At 40.3% G+C, this 18,806-nt stretch carries 17 protein-coding genes; 3 read left to right on the forward strand and 14 right to left on the reverse strand.

Going from position 1 to position 18,806, the window contains the following annotated elements; all coding sequences use genetic code 11:
• From phrB to J3455_RS01845, 6 genes are all read right to left on the reverse strand, one after another.
• A complete protein-coding gene (phrB, locus tag J3455_RS01820; RefSeq protein ID WP_167657538.1) occupies positions 1-1,392 on the reverse strand; it encodes a deoxyribodipyrimidine photo-lyase in 1,392 nt (463 codons plus the stop codon).
• Positions 1,392-2,345 carry a YbgA family protein gene (locus J3455_RS01825; protein ID WP_130052665.1) on the reverse strand — a complete coding sequence of 318 codons (954 nt, stop codon included), beginning with the start codon at positions 2,343-2,345 and terminating at the stop codon, positions 1,392-1,394. Before J3455_RS01825 ends, phrB begins: the two co-directional genes overlap by 1 nt.
• 10 nt (positions 2,346-2,355) lie before the next feature.
• The gene (locus tag J3455_RS01830; RefSeq protein WP_130052666.1) at positions 2,356-3,006 is read right to left on the reverse strand and encodes a ChrR family anti-sigma-E factor; all 651 of its coding nucleotides are present in this window, start codon (positions 3,004-3,006) and stop codon (positions 2,356-2,358) included.
• Positions 2,999-3,622, reverse strand: coding sequence for a sigma-70 family RNA polymerase sigma factor (locus tag J3455_RS01835; protein WP_130052667.1), 624 nt, complete (start codon positions 3,620-3,622; stop codon positions 2,999-3,001). The genes J3455_RS01830 and J3455_RS01835 overlap by 8 nt, the downstream gene beginning before the upstream one ends.
• Before the next feature lie 62 nt (positions 3,623-3,684).
• Positions 3,685-4,263: an LON peptidase substrate-binding domain-containing protein gene (locus J3455_RS01840; protein WP_130052668.1), complete on the reverse strand. Its 579-nt coding sequence runs from the start codon at positions 4,261-4,263 to the stop codon at positions 3,685-3,687.
• Between the two features lie 220 nt (positions 4,264-4,483).
• On the reverse strand, positions 4,484-4,762 hold the full coding sequence (locus J3455_RS01845; RefSeq protein ID WP_130052669.1) for a hypothetical protein: 279 nt from the start codon (positions 4,760-4,762) through the stop codon (positions 4,484-4,486).
• A 257-nt stretch (positions 4,763-5,019) separates the two neighbouring features.
• On the opposite strand from J3455_RS01845, the gene trhA reads away from it, so the two are divergent.
• Entirely contained in the window at positions 5,020-5,649 is a 630-nt protein-coding gene (gene trhA / locus J3455_RS01850) for a PAQR family membrane homeostasis protein TrhA (RefSeq protein ID WP_130052670.1), read from the forward strand.
• On the opposite strand, the gene J3455_RS01855 is transcribed toward trhA, so the two are convergent.
• Positions 5,646-5,963, reverse strand: coding sequence for an MGMT family protein (locus J3455_RS01855; protein WP_239978154.1), 318 nt, complete (start codon positions 5,961-5,963; stop codon positions 5,646-5,648). The two genes, trhA and J3455_RS01855, sit on opposite strands and share 4 nt — an antisense overlap.
• Entirely contained in the window at positions 5,941-6,858 is a 918-nt protein-coding gene (locus tag J3455_RS01860; RefSeq protein ID WP_167657535.1) for a LysR family transcriptional regulator, read from the reverse strand. Before J3455_RS01860 ends, J3455_RS01855 begins: the two co-directional genes overlap by 23 nt.
• 117 nt (positions 6,859-6,975) lie before the next feature.
• Here J3455_RS01860 and J3455_RS01865 point away from each other — a divergent pair, with 117 nt between their 5' ends.
• Positions 6,976-8,061 (forward strand): efflux RND transporter periplasmic adaptor subunit, encoded by a 1,086-nt coding sequence (locus tag J3455_RS01865; RefSeq protein WP_167657534.1) that lies wholly within the window; start codon positions 6,976-6,978, stop codon positions 8,059-8,061.
• Complete coding sequence (locus J3455_RS01870; RefSeq protein ID WP_130052674.1) at positions 8,061-11,132, forward strand: efflux RND transporter permease subunit; 3,072 nt, start codon at positions 8,061-8,063, stop codon at positions 11,130-11,132. Before J3455_RS01865 ends, J3455_RS01870 begins: the two co-directional genes overlap by 1 nt.
• Before the next feature lie 139 nt (positions 11,133-11,271).
• Here J3455_RS01870 and rluF read toward each other — a convergent pair whose 3' ends face one another.
• The 6 genes from rluF to glgC all read right to left on the reverse strand — a co-directional run bounded on the left by rluF (position 11,272) and on the right by glgC (position 18,800).
• Positions 11,272-12,216, reverse strand: coding sequence for a 23S rRNA pseudouridine(2604) synthase RluF (rluF, locus tag J3455_RS01875; protein ID WP_349560883.1), 945 nt, complete (start codon positions 12,214-12,216; stop codon positions 11,272-11,274).
• A gap of 89 nt (positions 12,217-12,305) precedes the next feature.
• On the reverse strand, positions 12,306-13,397 hold the full coding sequence (locus tag J3455_RS01880; protein WP_167657532.1) for an ABC transporter substrate-binding protein: 1,092 nt from the start codon (positions 13,395-13,397) through the stop codon (positions 12,306-12,308).
• A gap of 43 nt (positions 13,398-13,440) precedes the next feature.
• Positions 13,441-14,523, reverse strand: coding sequence for a DUF418 domain-containing protein (locus tag J3455_RS01885; protein ID WP_130052677.1), 1,083 nt, complete (start codon positions 14,521-14,523; stop codon positions 13,441-13,443).
• Between the two features lie 7 nt (positions 14,524-14,530).
• Positions 14,531-15,745 (reverse strand): EAL and HDOD domain-containing protein, encoded by a 1,215-nt coding sequence (locus J3455_RS01890; protein WP_130052678.1) that lies wholly within the window; start codon positions 15,743-15,745, stop codon positions 14,531-14,533.
• 91 nt (positions 15,746-15,836) lie between these two features.
• On the reverse strand, positions 15,837-17,375 hold the full coding sequence (locus J3455_RS01895) for a glycogen synthase (protein ID WP_349560886.1): 1,539 nt from the start codon (positions 17,373-17,375) through the stop codon (positions 15,837-15,839).
• 123 nt (positions 17,376-17,498) lie between these two features.
• Complete coding sequence (gene glgC, locus J3455_RS01900; RefSeq protein WP_054562381.1) at positions 17,499-18,800, reverse strand: glucose-1-phosphate adenylyltransferase; 1,302 nt, start codon at positions 18,798-18,800, stop codon at positions 17,499-17,501.
• Between the last annotated feature and the right edge of the window lie 6 nt (positions 18,801-18,806).

Below are 18,806 nucleotides of genomic sequence, written 5' to 3' on the forward strand. Positions count from 1 at the left end.
TCACACCTTAAATGCGTTTAACGCTCGCTCTCGCGCTGCTTTATGATCAACAATTGCTGGCCAATAACTGCTCGACTTACCCTGTTTCGCTAAATAGTCATGCGGAAAATGGATTTGCTTGGCAGGAATTTTTTCCAGCTCTGGTAAATATTTACGGATAAATTCACCATCTGGATCAAATCGCTCACTTTGAGTGATTGGATTAAAAATTCGAAAATACGGCTGAGCATCACAGCCTGTGCTTGCAGCCCATTGCCAGCCGCCGTTGTTAGATGCTAGATCACCATCAATAAGGTGTTGCATAAAAAAGCGCTCACCTCTACGCCAATCAATTAGTAAGTGTTTAGTTAAAAAGCTCGCTACCACCATACGTAAACGATTATGCATCCAGCCAGTTTGAAGTAACTGCCTCATAGCGGCATCAACCAATGGGTAGCCTGTTTTACCTTCGCACCATGCTTGAAAGTCACCTTCATCATCACGCCATGCCACAGCGTTGTATTTCTCGTTAAAGTTGTCGTATTTACTTAGGTTTGGATAAATCGCCATAAGGTGACGGTAAAATTCACGCCAAATCAGTTCGTTTACCCAGCAAAACAAGTTACTTTTGCTGCTGCGTAATACATCAGGATGACGCTGTTGAATAAGTGCTAATAATTGCTGAACGCTGACAATGCCAAGAGCTAAGTAAGGACTTAAACCCGAGGTGCCTTTAATGCTTGGGATATCGCGTTGCTCTTGATAGCTTGCTAGCTTTTCTTCAATAAAGCGCGCGCAAACGTGGCTGAGCGTTTCATCATCAACAGGCCATTTATCTGAGCTACCGTCTGTGGCTAACAACTCACTTGACTGCCACTCAATAGGCTCGAACATCTTAGGCGGCTCAGCAAAATAAAAATGAGTGTCTTGATAAACTTTAAGCCATGCATTTTTAAATGGCGTAAAAACTTTAAACATCTCACCGCTTTGATTTTTGATACTCCCAGGCGGCGCAATTACATCACCATCGTAAGCATAAAAGGTAATGCCTTTACTGTCAGCATGCTGTAAAAAAGCTTTATCGCGGTTAACTTCGTTAAGCTCATATTCGTTATTGGCATATACATTTTTTACTTGGTGTTGATCGCAAAATAACGCTAATTTTTCTACGCATCCAACGTAATCTTTCGCATCAATAACATGTAATTTAATACCTTTGCTGGCTAAAAGTTCACCTAGAAAACGAAGCCTGCGTTTTAGTAAATCGAGCTGAATTGCTGCTACATCATGCGCTTGCCATTGCTTTTCAGTAATAAAAAAAACCGCATGCTGGCAACCATTTTCGATAGCCTGATACAAAGCATCGTTATTAAAAAGGCGCAGATCGCGCCTAAACCAAAATAATGTATTCATTAAATTCCGTAGCGTAATTTTAGTTCGTTCGGATATGGATCGAGGTAGACTTGTTTGGCTAGGTACTCATTTGGATGCACTTTTAAGTGATGCTTTATCAGAGTAAGTGGTACGTAAAGTGGCACTAGTCCTTGGCGGTATTCATCAATTGCATCGCGCAGTTCTTGTTTTTCAATCTTAGAAAGCGATTTTTTAAAATAACCTTGCAAGTGCATTAATGTATTGGCGTTATTTTTACGTGATGCTGGCTTTTTAAGGGCTGTCATTAATCCCAATATGTACTCATCAGCTAAGGTTTGGATGTCTTCGCCATCAAAAGTGCCAAGCAGATTTCCCAAGTTCCGGTAAGCTTCATAGTTATGTGCCATTAATAAGTACTTATACTGGGCATGAAATTGGGTCAACCTATGAACTGTAAGAGGCTGCTCGCTCAACGTTTGCCAGTGCTTGTAGGTATAAACACGCATTACAAAATTTTCACGTAAATGCATATCGTTTAAACGGCCGTTTTCTTCACAAGGCAATAACGGGTTATGTGCCATTATTTGCTCTGCAAAAAAACCAACCCCTTCTGAAGTATTACCCGTACCAGCTTCGTTATAAATTTTAATGCGTTCCATTCCGCAACTAGGGCTTTTCGCACAAAACACAAAACCACTTAATTCTGCGGTTTGCTCTGTCGCAACTCGTTTACCGTACTCAGTTAATTTAGGGCCAACATCGCCAGTGCCATCAGGGCGGCACACTTTGATGGTATCTCCAACACGCACTTGGCGAATTGTTGGCCTAGGTATAGGTAACCCTACCGCCACTTCCGGGCAAAACTTTTTATATTCAACATGGTTAGCCAACTCATCCATGCAAAAATTAGATTTCTTGTGTCCACTGTCAAAACGCACTTTGTCGCCTGCTAAGCAAGCGCTTAAACCAATTTTAATTGTTGATTGCTGCATATAAACCCTACTAATAGATAAGATTACCAATTGGGTTGAGTAATTTACTAATACCTTTATTGAAGTGAAGCGCACTGCTAACGACTGTAAAGCACAAGCACCCTTCAATCGTTTTTGGCGTGTGATTGTGGCGACCATCTAGCATCATAAAATCACCTGGTACGTAATGTCCGTCTTCATCACTGAACTCACCATCTAATAATAAAGTTAGCTCAAAACCCGTATGTGTGTGCTCAGGAATTTCACCACCGGCATCAATGTGCAACAGGCTTGCCCTTAATGGACCATCATCTAAATCAATGCGTGAACGGGCAAGTTTACCTATTTGCATAAAATTACTGTGGCCAATGCGCGTAAGCGCTCTGGGTAATGTGTAGCTTTTATCTTTAACATCAACAGAAACCTGTGCTTGCTCATACACTTCATCAATTGATTCATCTGCAGTAATTGCATCAAAAAGGCTTATGTCTAACATGTCATCCGAATCGGTAGCGACCTCGGTAAATACACTGTCAGCATTTTTTGCCTCAAGAGCGGCTATCTCTTTTTGACACACTGGGCACATTTCAACATGAATAGCGACTGCAACACTCAAGGTGGCAGGTAGATTACCCTCACTAAACTTGGCAAGTAATTCGTTGCTTGGATGGTGCTTAATCATGGTGTTCTCCCATTTCATTGCGTAACTTCTGCAAGGCTAAGCGAAGACGAGACTTCACTGTGCCTACGGGAATGTTTAAGTGCTCAGCAAGTTGCTCTTGCGACATATCTTGAAAGTAGACTCCGCGCACGACTTCACGTTGTGCAATCGGTAATTTATCAAGATATTGTTTGATTTGTTTATCTTCTAAATGGTCACTGAACTCGTGTTGCCCCGGCTGGGCTTCATCAATTAACGGCCAAATATCTTCACTGATACACTCTTCTTTACTACTTTTCATTTTTCTGAGCATATCGAAAGACGCATTTCGCATAACTGTATAAACCCACGTTGTCGCCGCACCTTTTTCTTTGTGATAAAGATGCGCTTTACGCCATACAGAAGTTAACGTTTCTTGAACTAACTCCATCGCTTGAGCTTCAGAACCAAATTGCTTTATTCCAAAACGTTTAATTTTTGGCGAGAAATATTGGAAAAGTATTGCGAACGCACGCTTATCGCGGTGCTCGGCAACAGCAAATAAAGCATCAGCAAGCTCTTTGCTTGGTGTATCTGGCATGGCAGAGTATTGACCTATGTTAGGTTTACAACCTGTGTTAAGTTGTTGACTTACCATCTTTGTGTCATCCAATTATTGTCGTTTAAAGTAATACGGCAAAAAGTTGAGGTTAGATCACATTAATTAGTAAATTCGTTGTTAATTAGAGTATGGAGGAAACTTAGCAAGTTTTCAAAGTTAGATTTAAAAGCAAGTTGTTGTTTTTTAACTAATGAAATAGGCAAAATCTCAAGCCAACGGGCAACAACCCAGGCAAGGTTATCAAATTGTGGGGTTTTATAAAGGCCTGCTAAATCTGGCTGATTTGCAAACACAGCGCGAAGCGTGTGGCTTAGTAAGGTATTTTCATCGTTGATTGGTGTGTTTATGTACCACGAAGGTGACGAAATTCTTTCGATATCAGCATGACGTAACTGCTGCTTATCCTGATTAGCATTATGAATAGATACCGCATGCTCAGCATAAACATCAATTAATAATTGGCCGTTATCATCTTGATTGAAATCGGTTATTTGCATTAAACAACCTATTTCGGGCAAGTTAAGATCTGTGTCATGTTGGTAAGTGCAAAGCACAAAACCTGTATTATCTTGTACAGCTTCTTTGACCATCGTTAAGTAACGTTGCTCAAATATTCTTAGCTTGGTGAACCCTTCAGGTAAAATAAAAACCGGTAAAGGAAAAATCGCACGCTTCATAAAGTCTACTATTCTAAAACCACATGCCTTTAATTACGTGCGCTTTTAATCCGCCGATCAATATTTCATGAAATCTTAATATCTACTTTATACTTTAGAAGTTAAACCATTGTGCAACGTTACGAAATAATTCGATAGATGCATATGCACTGAGTAAACTCAAAACCGGTGCAACCATAAGTAAAAATAAGCTGATTTCACTACTCATTATCTTGCTTCCTTACTGTTTGTTTGTTGCTTTTGGAGCTTGTGCAACTTTTAACTCTTCTTCTTTCGAAGTAATTGCATCTTCACTCATGTAAGTATCTAGTAACTTTTGAGCATCAAACTCAATGCTGTTCATTACGCTTTGTTTCAGTTCGTTACTTGCTTGCTGAACATAGCTTTTAACAGATTGTGTAATTGTGTTGCTGATATCTAATTCAAAGTCAGTAGCGCTTGCTTGAGTTGACCCTAATACAAGTAACGCAGCAGTAGTTAATTTAAGTGAGTTATTCATAGTGGTATTCCTTGTCTCTTTAAGTAATTAGTCGTAATTACTTAATCAAAGGTTGTGCCACTCTGAAAATATTTTTTAACCCATTGATTTTCAATGACTAAAATATTAATTTATTTTTTATTCCTATTCAGTGGTGGTTAATAAAACCAACTGATTTAGATATTTTGACCAATATTTAGTTAAAAAATAAGCGTTGCCAATTTCGGCGAACACTTGTACACTGAAAATGTTTTAAACACGCGTATTAGTAAATAAATATGACAAAACTACTCCCTTATTCACGCCAAGAAGAACAACTTAACGTGCTCACTCACGGCATGGGAGTACTCTTTGCGATATATGTGCTGTGGGATTTGATTTCACAATCTAATGTCGCATCGGCGACAGTGAGTGCCATCGTTTATGGATCAAGTCTACTGGTATTATTCTTAGCCTCTACTTTATATCATGCCAGTACTAAAGAACGAATTCGTGCTATTTATAAAAAATGTGACCACTGTGCTATTTACCTACTTATTGCAGGTACTTATACACCCTATTTAGTTATTACTTTATCAGGGGCATGGTCAATTGCCGCTTTAGTGTTTATTTGGTCTCTAGCTTTAGGCGGTGTTATTTATAAATTGCTAGTAAAAAACGGTAATAAAAAGGTCTCTCTCGCCACTTATTTATTAATGGGCTGGTTTGCATTGGCGCTTGTATATCCTCTTTATTTAAACCTTGATTTAAGTGCATTATGGTGGTTATTAGCAGGTGGTATTGCTTACAGCTTAGGAACTTTATTCTACAGTGCTAAAACCCGCCATTTCAGCCATGCAATTTGGCATGTATTCGTGCTAGTTGGCTGTGTCTGCCACTACGTATCAATTAGTTTATATGTTTATTAATCCCACTGATGTAGGCGCATATTAATTTTAGTCTTATTAAATGTTACGCCTTCACTGAGTAGTTTTTGTCGTTGCTCAAGATGTTTACAGCTGCCCTCAGGAAAGGAAATTTTCCCTTGGCTATTTACCACCCGATGCCACGGGATACTTGAGCCTTCAGGCATGAGCTTTAATAGCCGCCCTACCAATCTCGAATTGTTAGGGTATCCAGCAAGCTTTGCTACTTGCCCATAACTTGCTACTTTTCCCTCTGGAATTGCACAAATAATGGTATAAATTAAATCCTCTTTACTAACGTGTGTTGGTTGCTGCACGACTACACTCCAAATATTGTTTACTGATCTCGCTAAAATCTTGCCAAATAGCTCTAGCAACAGGACCATGATGGACAGAGTGCTGTCTAAATACGCGAATTTCTGCGCCAAACTGGTGTTCACGGTCAGTAATTTTAATTTGCTGTAATAAACCAGCTTCTATTTCAGCTTTGCAGTGTTGTAAACTAATCATTGCCCAACCAGCACCAGACAATAAAAACGACTTAACACTGGTTATATCATCAATTTTCATCAATGCAGCTCCCAAGGTATAAGAAAGCCTATCACTGTCAAAGCTCAAGTCGCTTTCAAACATAGCTAAGCAAGGGTAATTTTGAATATCCGCAAAGCTGATTTCATTTGGCACCACATCAGGAGCACTGACAATACCAATATCAAATTTACCAATTGGTAGACTCTCAAAATCCCCTGTTGCATGAAACAAATCAAACCAAGGACCAATTCCTAAATCAGCCTGATGGCTGTTAACCTGCTCAAGTGATACAAAGCGTTTACCCGAAGAAATACTAAACTCTGTACTGGCAAAGCGCTTAAAGGTTTGGCTAATCACTTGGTTATAGCTATGTTGATGACAAAGCTGTTCATAACAAATTTTGTAATTAGCCTCATTGCCTAGTGCAAGTTCTTTAGCTAATGATCTTAACTCACTGTTTGCATTCATCAATTGGCGCGCTTCTCGGTAAAAAATACGGCCTTTTTCAGTTAAATGTAAACGATATTGACTTCGATCTAGTAGCTCAAAACCTAGTTCCGACTCTAGCTTCTTAATAGCCAAAGTTAGAGCAGGTTGGGTCTTATGCAATTTTACTGCGGCTTGACTCAAACTAGAGCTTTGCACAATAGCATCTAGAACGATTAATTGATTTAAATTCATTAATGGCAAACTATATAAATAAAATTAATACTGTTTCTAAAATTTAATAATTTTTATTTTATATCTTTGCAGCGTATCCTGCAGCAAATTTATGCTTTCTTATCTATGGAGAAGACAATGAGATTGGCACCCGCCGTGTTATTTAGCAGCATGTTTCTGTTACTTTCGGCATGTTCAGAGCAAGCAAAACAAGTTGAAGCAGAGCCGGTAGTACGCCCTGTTAAACTTTTTAATATTGGTAATAATTCAGAGCAAAGCATTCGCAGCTTTCCTGCTGAAGTTGTTGCTAACCAAGGTTCTTACCTAGCCTTTAGAGTTAATGGTGAGTTACTTGAGTTTCCAGCTCTAGCGGGCCAACATGTTGAAAAAGGTGAGCTTTTAGCAAAACTCGATCCCGAAGATTTTCAACTGCAATATGATGAACGCAAAGCTCGCTTTGAACTTGCTGAATCTCAACTTGACCGAGTCCAAAAGCTATTTAACCGTTCAATTGCCAGCCAATCTGAGTTAGATCAAGCGCTGGCCAATAAACAAGTTGCAGAGTCAGCGCTAAAAATAGCCAAAACCAATCTAGATAATAGTGAATTACGCGCACCGTTCGCGGGTACTGTGGCAAAGGTGTTTGTTAAAAACTTTGAAAACATTCAAGCGAAACAAAACATCTTACGCCTTGAAACACGCGACCTAATGGACGTAGTAATTCAAGTTCCCGAAAAACTTATTGCACGAATCGATAAAGACGTTGACTATCAACCTGAAGTTGTCTTCGATGGTTACCCAAACAAGTCATATCAATTAACCATAAAAGAGTTTGATACCCAAGCCGACCCTATCACTTTAACCTACAAAGTTGTGTTTTCTTTACCTGTACCAGAAGACTTTAATCTACTTGCAGGTATGACTGGCCGCGTTGATATAGATTTAAGCAAAATCACTAGCTCACAATCATCTTACACACTATTGCCTGTTGAAGCGGTTTTTTCAGAGCCTACCGAGTCTGAAAATAACAATAGCTATGTGTGGCTGTATGACCAAAATACTGGCTTAGTACATAAACAAGCTGTTGAAGTTGGCCAGTTACATCGTGATGGTATTGAAGTGCTATCAGGTATTGAGCAAGACCAAATTGTTGTTGCAGCAGGCGTGCACTCTTTAGAAGAAGGTATGAAAGTGCGCCCATGGCAAAAAGAGCGAGGCTTATAATGAGCTTCGCTGCACTTGCTATTGAAAGAAAAGTCATTAGCTGGATGTTTGCGCTGTTTTTACTGATTGGTGGAACAGTCGCTTACTTTGGCTTAGGACAACTTGAAGATCCTGAATTCACCCTAAAAAAAGCCATGGTGATCACGCTTTACCCGGGCGCGTCACCACAACAGGTTGAAGAAGAAGTTACCTTTCCTATCGAAAATGCAATTCAACAGCTGCCGTATGTTGATTACGTAACGAGTATTTCATCAACAGGTAAATCGCAAATTACCGTGGAGATGAAAAGCAATTACCGTAAACAAGACTTACGCCAAATATGGGATGAACTGCGTCGTAAAATCAACGATCAAGCAGCGTCAATGCCATCAGGGGTTTATCCTAGTAAGATTATGGATGACTTTGGTGATGTATACGGTGTGATGTATGCGGTAACCGGTGATGGTTACTCTTATGATGAACTCAAAGATTACGTTGATTATCTAAAACGCGAACTTGTTTTGGTGGATGGTGTAAGTAAAGTAACCGTAGGTGGTGAACAACAAGCCCAAGTGATGGTTGAAATTTCAACTCGTAAACTAGCCCAGTTAGGTATCTCACCCAATCGTATTTACCAGCTTTTACAAACACAAAACAGTGTGTCGAACGCAGGTAAAGTGCGCGTTGGCGATGAATCAATTCGCCTACATCCAACAGGTGAATTCAAAGATGTAAAAGAGCTCGAAAATCTACTTATCTCTAAGCCAGGTGAGAATGAACTTATTTACTTAGGTGACGTTGCTACCGTTTTTCGTGAGTATGCAGAAGTCCCTAATAATATTATTCGCTATAACCAGCAGCAAGCATTACTGGTAGGCGTGTCGTTTAGCTCTGGTGTCAATGTAGTTGATGTTGGTGCAAATATTGAGGCTCATTTAGCGTCACTTGAATATCAACGACCACATGGCATGGAAATTAACAGCGTTTATAACCAACCTGCCGAAGTTGAAAAGTCAGTAAGTGGCTTTATTATCAGCCTACTAGAAGCTGTTGCCATTGTTATTATCGTACTCTTAGTCTTTATGGGCTTTAAAAGCGGCGTATTGATTGGTGTAATACTCCTGCTAACGGTATTAGGTACCTTCATATTTATGAAGTTGTTTGCTATTGATTTACAACGTATTTCGCTTGGTGCCTTGATCATAGCCTTAGGTATGCTGGTTGATAATGCTATTGTAGTAACCGAAGGCATATTGATAAATCTAAAGCGCGGACAAACTAAACTGCAAGCTGCAACTAATATTGTAGATCAAACCAAGTGGCCGTTATTAGGTGCTACGGTTATCGCTATTACAGCATTTGCGCCAATTGGCTTGAGTTCAGATGCCAGTGGAGAGTTTGCAGGAAGCTTATTCTGGGTATTATTTATATCGTTATTACTGAGCTGGATCACAGCCATTACCTTAACGCCTTTCTTCGCTGATTTGATGTTTAAACAAGCAACTGAAAAACAGCCGCATCATGATGAAGACCCTTACCAAGGTGTTATTTTTAATGTCTATAAAGGCGTGTTACATACAGCAATGCGGTACCGTAAAACCACGCTACTTCTAATGGTTATTATGTTGGTAAGCTCAGTTTATGGTTTTAAATTTATTAAACAGTCGTTCTTCCCTGCATCAAATACACCTATGTTTTATGTTGATTATTGGCATACGCAAGGCGCTGATATTCATACCACAATGGATGGTGTTGCAAAGCTTGAAAAATTCTTACAAGCCGACCCTCTGGTTGAAGAAATAACCACAACGGTTGGTCAAGGCGCACCGCGTTTTATGCTGACTTACGCACCTGAAAAATCATACCCAGCTTATGGGCAATTGATTATTCGTGTAAAAGACCGCGAAGCTGTTACTACCATGATCAAAAAAGTACGTGATTATCAGCACGAGCATGTACTTGATGCTCAGCTTAAAGTTAAACGTATGGAAATTGGCCCATCCACTGATGCAAAAATTGAAGCACGTTTTTCTGGTGCTGATCCTGTGGTACTTCGCCAGTTAGCAAAAGAGGCAAAAGACATTCTGCATCAAGATGCAGGGGCATTTAATATTCGTGACGATTGGCGTGCTCGCTCTAAGTTAATTCGTCCGCAATTTAACGAGCAAAAAGCCCGTCGTTTAGGGATTGCTAAATCTGACCTTGATCAGCTGCTGTTAACTAGCTTATCGGGTAAACAAGTGGGCGTTTATAAAGATGGCACACAAATGCTACCTATTATTGCTCGTTCGCCTGCTGAAGAACGCTTAAACGTTGAAAGCTTGCGTGACTTACAAATTTACAGCCCTGTGTTAGGTGTGTTTGTACCGGTGACCCAAGTGGTTGATGATTTTGTTGTTGAGTGGGAAGACAGCTTGATCATGCGACGTGACCGTAAGCGTACCATCACTGTGATGGCCGACCACGATGTTATTGGCGATGAAACTCCAGCGAAGCTTTTTGCACGTGTTCGCAAAGACATAGAAGCTATTGAGCTGCCTCGTGGCTATGAATTGCAGTGGGGCGGCGAATATGAGTCATCAAGCAAAGCGCAAAAAGCTATTTTCGGCTCATTGCCGCTAGGTTACTTAGCTATGTTCGCTATAACTGTACTGCTATTTAACTCGGTTAAAAAGCCTTTAGTGATTTGGGCGACAGTGCCGCTGGCTATTGTTGGTGTATCCGCAGGTTTATTACTAATGAATGCTGCATTTAGCTTTATGGCACTACTTGGCTTACTGAGCTTAAGCGGCATGCTCATCAAAAACGGCATTGTCTTAGTTGACCAAATTAACCTTGAACTCGATAGCGGCAAAGACCCTTACAAAGCGGTGTTCGACTCTGGGGTGAGCCGTGTTCGTCCTGTAGCGATGGCTGCAATTACCACCATTTTAGGCATGATCCCACTGCTATTTGACGTGTTCTTCCAGTCAATGGCGGTAACCATTATGTTTGGTCTTGGTTTTGCGACAGTGCTGACACTGATTGTTGTGCCTGTGCTCTATACCATGCTGTTTAAGATCAAAGTACCTAAACAGCGTCATGCTAATTAATACAGATTGACTCTCAACCAAAAGCCCTAACATCAAATTGTTAGGGCTTTTTCTTTAAAAAGTGAACACTCTAGTTAAGTTTTAAAGTGGAAGGCTAATTAACGTTAGTGTAATTAACGTCACATTATTATTCTGAAGCCTATTTTTTCAGGCTTAATGTACCGGTGCGTTTTGTACTGCTACGCTTAGTTTGATTTGGTTTTGATGAGTGAGAATTGCCAGCCTTTGATCTTGATTGACCTTGTTTGGCATCACCTCGTGCCTTTTTCACGTATTTAGAGAAGTCGCGCTTTTTTTCTTCTTCATTGCGTGGTTTTTGCTTGGCACGAGCTTGAGTAGGTTGTTTATTTTCATCAACTGAACGCTCTTCCGTTTTACCTGAGTCAGCAATTGAGTTATTGATCTCAGCCATTTCTTGTTCGGTTAAGTGACGCCACTGCCCGACTTTTAAACCTTTTAGGGTCACGTTCATAATTCGTGTGCGCTTTAGAGTCACCACTTCATAGCCTAAATATTCGCACATACGGCGTATTTGGCGGTTTAAGCCTTGTGTTAGCACTATGGTAAATTGCTGTAGGCCCGTTTGTTTAACTTTACACTTTTTAGTGACAGTATCGAGGATAGGAATCCCGTTTGCCATCTTATTCACGAACTGGCGGTTAAGCGGTTTATCAACCGTCACTACATATTCTTTTTCATGATTATTACCAGCGCGAAGAATTTTATTAACGATGTCGCCTTCGTTGGTTAAGAAGATTAACCCTTCTGAAGGTCTATCTAAGCGTCCAATAGGGAAAATACGTTCTGGGTAATTAACCGCTTTAACAATATTGCTTTGGATTTTTCGCTCAGTCGTACAAGTAATACCAACAGGTTTGTTATAGGCGATATAAACCAGCTTAGGTTTTGCTTTTAATGGTTTACCATCAATGAGTACATCATCGGCGTCACTGACTTTTACGCCCATTTCAGGCAAGTTGCCGTTAACAGTAACACGACCTTCTTCAATATATTTATCTGCCTCACGGCGTGAACAAAAACCTGTTTCACTGATAAATTTATTTAATCGCTTTAACTCTGTCATGGCACACTTCTGTCTGGATTTTAAAGCCGCTAGTTTATACCAGAAGACTTTACCAAGCTAGGTAGAATCTAGGCTCTTTCACTACACTTTTAGTGTAGTGCTGCGTTTTTAGGCTTTTCGCTCAATAAACTATGTAGAGTATCAAAATCGAACGCGTACTCGGTACTTTTGCTGTTTTGCAATAAGAAAGTTTCAAAAGGGATAACCGACCAGTCTTTGATGTTTCTTAGCCAGTTGTAACTTTGAATATTGTGCTTTGTGATCACCCCAAGCTGAAATTTAATCGCATCATGATTTTGCCAATAAGGGTTACCATTATGATGATCGACCAAGCTAATTAATGCCCATGCACCCATCATAAAATGCCCGCCAACACTGGCTGTGAGTTTTTGCTGTTCAATTAAGTTTAAATTATCGTCAAGCCAATCAATGCCACCAATAAAATAGACTCTATCTGTCTTACCTTTTACTGCTTCAAGGGCACCTTGTGCCATTAAATCAGAGGCACACCAAATCACATTAGTATCAGGGTATCGTTGTAACAATCGGCTTACTTTATTCTCGGCTTCTTGCTTATTCCAACCAGCATACACAACTTGCTCAAGCTCAACATCTTGTTTTCGTAGATAGTGCACGAGCCCATCACTGCGGGTGTCAGATTCAGTGCCATAATGACCATTAATCGCAACGAAGTGAGGCGTTTGCTGCGTATTTATTGCCTCATCAAGTAAGGCTTTGCCAAGTTGCTCACCCGCTTTAAAGTTATCGTGAAATACTTCCCCAAGCCAATACTTAAAGCGCTGACGGGGTTTACCCACTTCGTCTCGCTCTACGCCAACAATCGTTTCTTCAAGGGTGATAAATTTCACTTTGTGTTGTTCAAGCAAACTCATTGATTGCTCTGCGCCACCTGGGTAATTGATTAAAATGGCGTAATCAGGTTTAGGGTTATATTGCAGGTATTGTTTTAGTTCGGCTAATTGAATGTGGCGATTTCCACCACCGTAAATTGTTGTGAGAGAAACATTATTTTGCTTGGCAGCAACCTGCATCACATCAGTCACTTTTTGCCAAAATACATCGCTTTTAACAGAGGGATTAACTAACAGCACAGAGAATTGCTCGCCAGCATAAAGTGGTGAATAGCAAAGCAATGTAAAAACCAACAAACAAATTCGCATTACCACTCCGCTTTGTTTTTCTTTGATTGTAGTATATGAGGAATTATCTAGACAATTTCCGCCAAATAAATTCACACGGACCATGTGTAAAATACTGGCTATACACTTTACAAAAAAACAACTGAAAAACAAGCACAACAGCAATTACCAACCAATAATCTATGCGATCAAAATTAAGTGCTGCGGTAGGGTATGCGACTTTAAAAAACAGGATAAATACGACTGTTTGCATTAGATATAACGTCAACGACATACGCCCTGCCTGCTGTAGCAACAAGCAGTTACTAGGTGTATTTTTAACTACTTTTATAATGATGTGGCAATAACAAATGGCCACGGCTAAAGCAGCAAGCCAATTAATCGGTTCCACAATCGCGTACATAAATACACTGCTGCTAGGGTCTATCATCAACCTTACAACTGTTAAACCAATAGCCGCTGGAACAATCATGTTAAGCTGAGCTTTCGTTAAGCCGTCAACAAATACCCCTTGTTTATATAGATAAACGCCCACCAGCATTAACCCTGCAGCCATCCACATAGTGATCAGTGGCACAGCAATAAGCATTATAATAAACATCAAAAAGTTGCTGACGAATCCTGCGAAGTAAGAAGAATAAGCCGCATCATACGCCATTAAAAAGCTCTCAGAGCTTCGCGTTACAGGGGTAAACTCCGGCTCTACAAAGGCAAGTAAAAATGAAATGAAAGCACCAAGGAATAAGAACAATATGCCCATACGCAGTATTTTTTCTTCATCTTGCTGGCTAAATTTAAGGGTTAACCAGCCTGCACAGGCATAAATAAACAATATATCACCAGCCCATAATAGAAAGCCATGAGCAAGGCCAATACAAGCCAAAACTTGTAGCCGTTTATGTTGCTTCTCGACGTTTTGCCAAAGCTGCCATTGAATGACTAAAGATGCACCAAATAATAGGCAAAATAAACTTCTAAAGCGCCCATCAATGAAAACTGTATTTACGGTGTAAATGAGTGAGTCTGAAAAGGGTGGCGCAGCACTTGGGGTATAGTCGTACTCAAATAGAGCAAAGCTGTAGATGTTCATAAACATCAAGCCGAGTACCGCAATACCCCGTAAAACATCCATATTTATATTGCGCATAAATCCCTTATAAGTTTTGTCTGCAGCTATCGCTCCAATTTACTGCATTTTCGTATATTTTGGGAAGATCTGCACTTTCAATACTTAAATAGGCAACGGCCTGCTCAAGCGCCCACCAGCTGCCGGTTTCGTAAGCTTTGACAGTTTCAAGTATGTAATACAAAATATTTTTTTCTTGCATTAAAGCAGCATGAATTTCGTCAGGAAACGGCAATCGATCCAATAGCTTTTCCATAGGCTGATCTAATATGGCATCAAGTAACGAAAACAGTCCCGTTAAAAAAGCCTCACCCGTTTGCTGCTTAGCAACACGCTGAGCTATTAATTCGCAAAAGCGTGCTCTGACAACACAAAGCCGAGTTAGCTCGGCTGGTTTTGATTGGGCACTGTGGGCGGTGATAATTAAGCTCACAAACTTTTTCAGTCGTTCATGGCCAAGATAAACAAGCGCTTGTTTTAAAGAGCCAATTTTACTCTTGATAGGAAACACGCCGCTATTTATTAAACGCAGCAATTTATAAGCAAGTGCGGTATCTAACGAGAACAAGCCAGCAATTTCGCTTATGTTTGGATCTGGGCGCATTACTTCAGCATAAATTGATAATACGAGTGCGTAGTTGTAATCAATATCGCGATGCTGAATCATTTTGGGTTTTGCAAAGAAATAGCCTTGGAAGAAGTCAAAGCCCATTTTATAGGCTTTGTCGTAATCATCAGCTGTTTCAAGTTTTTCGGCTAAAAGCTTTATTTTTTTATGTTCTTTAAGCTTGTTAACAACAGGAGCAATTTCTTCAAAAGGAGTTTGCTGTACATCAAACTTGATAAGACGAATAAGTTTTAAAAAACGATCCCACTCAGGTTGATAGACAAAATCATCCAATGCCAACTTATAATTGTTATGAAACAACTCACGACAATATTCGTAATTTTCGTCGGTAGGTTCCATGGTTTCTAGTAACTCTATCACCACATCTTGAGTTGGCAGAAACGCGCAAAGGTCCAGCTTCAAAGACTCTGGACCTATATTAATTAATGCTTTTTTGCCCGACGTAATATGACGGGTACCTAAATTGAGCTGGTTTTCCATAATAAGTCGAGCCGTTGCCGTACTCTCTGACACATCAGGAAAACTATTTTGTAAACTATCTCTAAATAGTAGCTCATAGGCGACAACTTGTTGACGACGGTTAAAGACCGCTTGCCTAGCAACAAATACAGCCACTTTACCTACTTTTTATATTTTATCTCACACTAAGTAATTAATAGCTGAAATTGACAAAAAAGTCACTTAATTACCATGAATCACGCATTTTTTATTGATATAAGCCTGATAAATAGCCTTCTGCCACAGATTGCCACGTAAAACGGGCATTTTTGGCCTGTTCACATATTGAACACCATTTATCTGGTTGTGATTTCTTAAGCTCAAGCGCATCGCTAAAACTAGTAACAAGTTCGTAGCTTTGTGCTGCTAAACTCTCACCTTGAAAACTAAAACCACTGACAAGATGGTCGACAGTATCACGTAAACCGCCCACGCTATGGACTAAACACGGCTGCCCTGCTCGCATAGCTAACATTTGACTAATACCACAAGGTTCAAATGAACTTGGCATTAGGAATAAATCACCTAAATGGTACATGTATTCACCAACAAAATGTGCGTACCCTTTTAAAAATAGCAGGTTTTCTTGACGAGCCATAACCGATGTCATAATTTGCTCAAGTTCAGCATCCCCAGAACCTAAAATAATCATGTAACCGTTATGCTGTTTTAAGCGCTGACACAACTCATCTAACACGAGCCCTTTATCATAAGGCTGACGAAGTAGCAGTGCTTTTTGATCTGTCAAACGACCAACACTTGTTACTAATGGCCCGGAAAACGGCTGAGTTTTAAATTTAAGTAATCTTTGATGAGCTATGTAATAGCTTGAATCTAATACAGGGCTTTTTGCCATCCATTGAAATAATGCATTTTCAGCATGCTGATAAAGACTCGCTAAACTAATGTCGTCAAGCTTCATTCCAGGGTATTCGCAGCCATTAAGAATGCCCACTACGCGGCCTTGTTCATAGGCAGCTTGCAAGTCAGCTTCAAGGCCCTCCCCCCCAAAAAAACCTTTTTCAGCATCACTTGGACGCAGTACTTCTTGGCAATAAGTTGGCGATACAAGATGTACTTTATCAACCAAGTTAATTGCAGTGCGCATTGGGTTAAAGCAATCAAAGTAACGCGGATCGCATAATTTTTCGCCGTTATAACCTAAACCTGGGAACCAGGCTTCAAAGCTTGAGCTGTCGCCTTTAAAAGGACGTATCCCTTGCAATGCAAGGTTATGAACTGTGTAGGCTAAGAATAAATGCGCTAGTTTTCTGTAGCGACTGTCTGTTTTTAGTAATAAAGCAACACAGGCACTATGCCAGTCATGTAGATGAACTACATCCGGTGTGCGAATAATTCCTTGTAGCAAAGCTTCACATACAGCGGCGTTAAAAAGAGCAAACTTACTTGCATCCGTAGCAAACGGACGGCCGGGTTCATCATTACAATAAACAGCACCGTTATGACGGCTAAATTCCCAGTGAGATATAACTAGTTGTGTTACACCTTTTTCACTTTTAGCTAGTTTCCACACATCAAGCTTTTGCATTTGTCCGGCAAATGGCACATGCACTTCACCAATATGATGACGCTCTAAATGACTAAAGCCGTAATCAGGTATGACTACATCAACACTCAGTCCTTTTTCTACTAAAGCTTTAGGACAATCTCTAACAACATCCGCTACACCACCGACTTTGGCATTCGGTAATGCATCATTCTCTGCAGCTACCATCAATACATGCATGCTTTGCAGTACTCCATAAAACTGTTATACCAATCAGCAATAATACTTAATTAAGCAAATTGATATTATTCAAATATAAATAAAGGAGGGACATGCCCTCCCTTTTTCATTTAGCGCGATTGCTTAAGCAAGTCGTTTATTATCTTGCTCTTGTTGTTTTAACTTTTTTGCAAGTTCATTCAACATATCACGAGTTACCAGCACAATCCCTTTTTTCGAGACTCTAAAGCCATTTTCTTTGTCGGCCTTGTGGTCGTAACCAATTTCTAGGCCCGCTGGGATCTCACAGTTGCGGTCAATAATAGCACGCCTAATTCGGCAGTTTCGCTGTATTTTTGCACCAGGTAAAATCACTGATTCTTCTATTTCACAGAATGAGTGAACATAGACATTCGAGAACAGCAGTGACTTTTTAACTTTAGAGCCAGAGATAATACAGCCACCCGATACTGTTGAATCAACAGCCATACCACGTCTGTCATCATCATCAAAAATGAATTTCGCTGGCGGTAACTGCTCCTGATAAGTCCAGATTGGCCATTTTGGATCATAAAGGTCAAGCTGAGGCTCTGGCATTACCAGCTCCATGTTGGCTTCCCAGAATGAATCAAGCGTACCAACATCGCGCCAGTATGGCTGACCATCTGTGTTAGAGTCTCTAAACGGATATGCAAACACGTTATGCTCTTCGATGATAGCTGGGATAATATCGTGACCGAAATCACGGCCAGAACCTTCAGTTTCTGCGTCTTTTTTCAATTGTTCAAATAAGAACTCAGTATTGAAAATATAGTTACCCATTGATGCTAAACAGGTCCCAGGTTTACCTGGTACAGACGTTGGCTCAGCAGGCTTTTCATCAAAACGACGGACACGATTGCTTTCATCAACCGTCATTACACCAAATGTATCTGCAGCTTCTTCGCAAGGTACTTCAATACAACAAACCGTCATATCAGCACCTGTCTCAACGTGTTTTGCCAACAAACCGCCGTAATCCATACAATATACGTGGTCACCAGAGAGGATCATGACATATTTAGGTAGTTCATGACGGATGATATCCATATTTTGGAATACCGCATCAGCTGTACCGCAATACCACTCGTCACCATATCGCTGAGATGCTGGTAAAATCTCTACAGATTCACCCAGCTCTTTCTTAAAGTGGCCCCATGCACGGTTTACGTGACGAATTAACGAGTGCGACTTATATTGAGTAGCAATACCAACTCGACGAATACCTGAATTAATACAGTTCGACAGTGGAAAGTCGATTATTCGGTGTTTACCACCAAAATAGACTGCTGGTTTAGCACGCCAGTCTGTTAATTCATGTAAACGTGAGCCTCGTCCCCCTGCTAAGATGAGGGCATACGTTTCTCTGGTTAAACTACTTATGTATCGGTTTGCATAACTTGGCATAACTCT

It is taken from the genome of Pseudoalteromonas sp. NFXS39 (genome assembly GCF_040148775.1).
Classification (GTDB): Bacteria; Pseudomonadota; Gammaproteobacteria; order Enterobacterales; family Alteromonadaceae; genus Pseudoalteromonas; species Pseudoalteromonas apostichopi.

Bases quoted from the DNA above. Each gene is read 5' to 3' on its own strand.
- phrB (WP_167657538.1), bottom strand. From the start codon at position 1,392: ATGAATACATTATTTTGGTTTAGGCGCGATCTGCGCCTTTTTAATAAC.
- J3455_RS01825 (WP_130052665.1), bottom strand. From the start codon at position 2,345: ATGCAGCAATCAACAATTAAAATTGGTTTAAGCGCTTGCTTAGCAGGC.
- J3455_RS01830 (WP_130052666.1), bottom strand. From the start codon at position 3,006: ATGATTAAGCACCATCCAAGCAACGAATTACTTGCCAAGTTTAGTGAG.
- J3455_RS01835 (WP_130052667.1), bottom strand. From the start codon at position 3,622: ATGGTAAGTCAACAACTTAACACAGGTTGTAAACCTAACATAGGTCAA.
- J3455_RS01840 (WP_130052668.1), bottom strand. From the start codon at position 4,263: ATGAAGCGTGCGATTTTTCCTTTACCGGTTTTTATTTTACCTGAAGGG.
- J3455_RS01845 (WP_130052669.1), bottom strand. From the start codon at position 4,762: ATGAATAACTCACTTAAATTAACTACTGCTGCGTTACTTGTATTAGGG.
- trhA (WP_130052670.1), top strand. From the start codon at position 5,020: ATGACAAAACTACTCCCTTATTCACGCCAAGAAGAACAACTTAACGTG.
- J3455_RS01860 (WP_167657535.1), bottom strand. From the start codon at position 6,858: ATGAATTTAAATCAATTAATCGTTCTAGATGCTATTGTGCAAAGCTCT.
- J3455_RS01865 (WP_167657534.1), top strand. From the start codon at position 6,976: ATGAGATTGGCACCCGCCGTGTTATTTAGCAGCATGTTTCTGTTACTT.
- J3455_RS01870 (WP_130052674.1), top strand. From the start codon at position 8,061: ATGAGCTTCGCTGCACTTGCTATTGAAAGAAAAGTCATTAGCTGGATG.
- rluF (WP_349560883.1), bottom strand. From the start codon at position 12,216: ATGACAGAGTTAAAGCGATTAAATAAATTTATCAGTGAAACAGGTTTT.
- J3455_RS01880 (WP_167657532.1), bottom strand. From the start codon at position 13,397: ATGCGAATTTGTTTGTTGGTTTTTACATTGCTTTGCTATTCACCACTT.
- J3455_RS01885 (WP_130052677.1), bottom strand. From the start codon at position 14,523: ATGCGCAATATAAATATGGATGTTTTACGGGGTATTGCGGTACTCGGC.
- J3455_RS01895 (WP_349560886.1), bottom strand. From the start codon at position 17,375: ATGCATGTATTGATGGTAGCTGCAGAGAATGATGCATTACCGAATGCC.
- glgC (WP_054562381.1), bottom strand. From the start codon at position 18,800: ATGCCAAGTTATGCAAACCGATACATAAGTAGTTTAACCAGAGAAACG.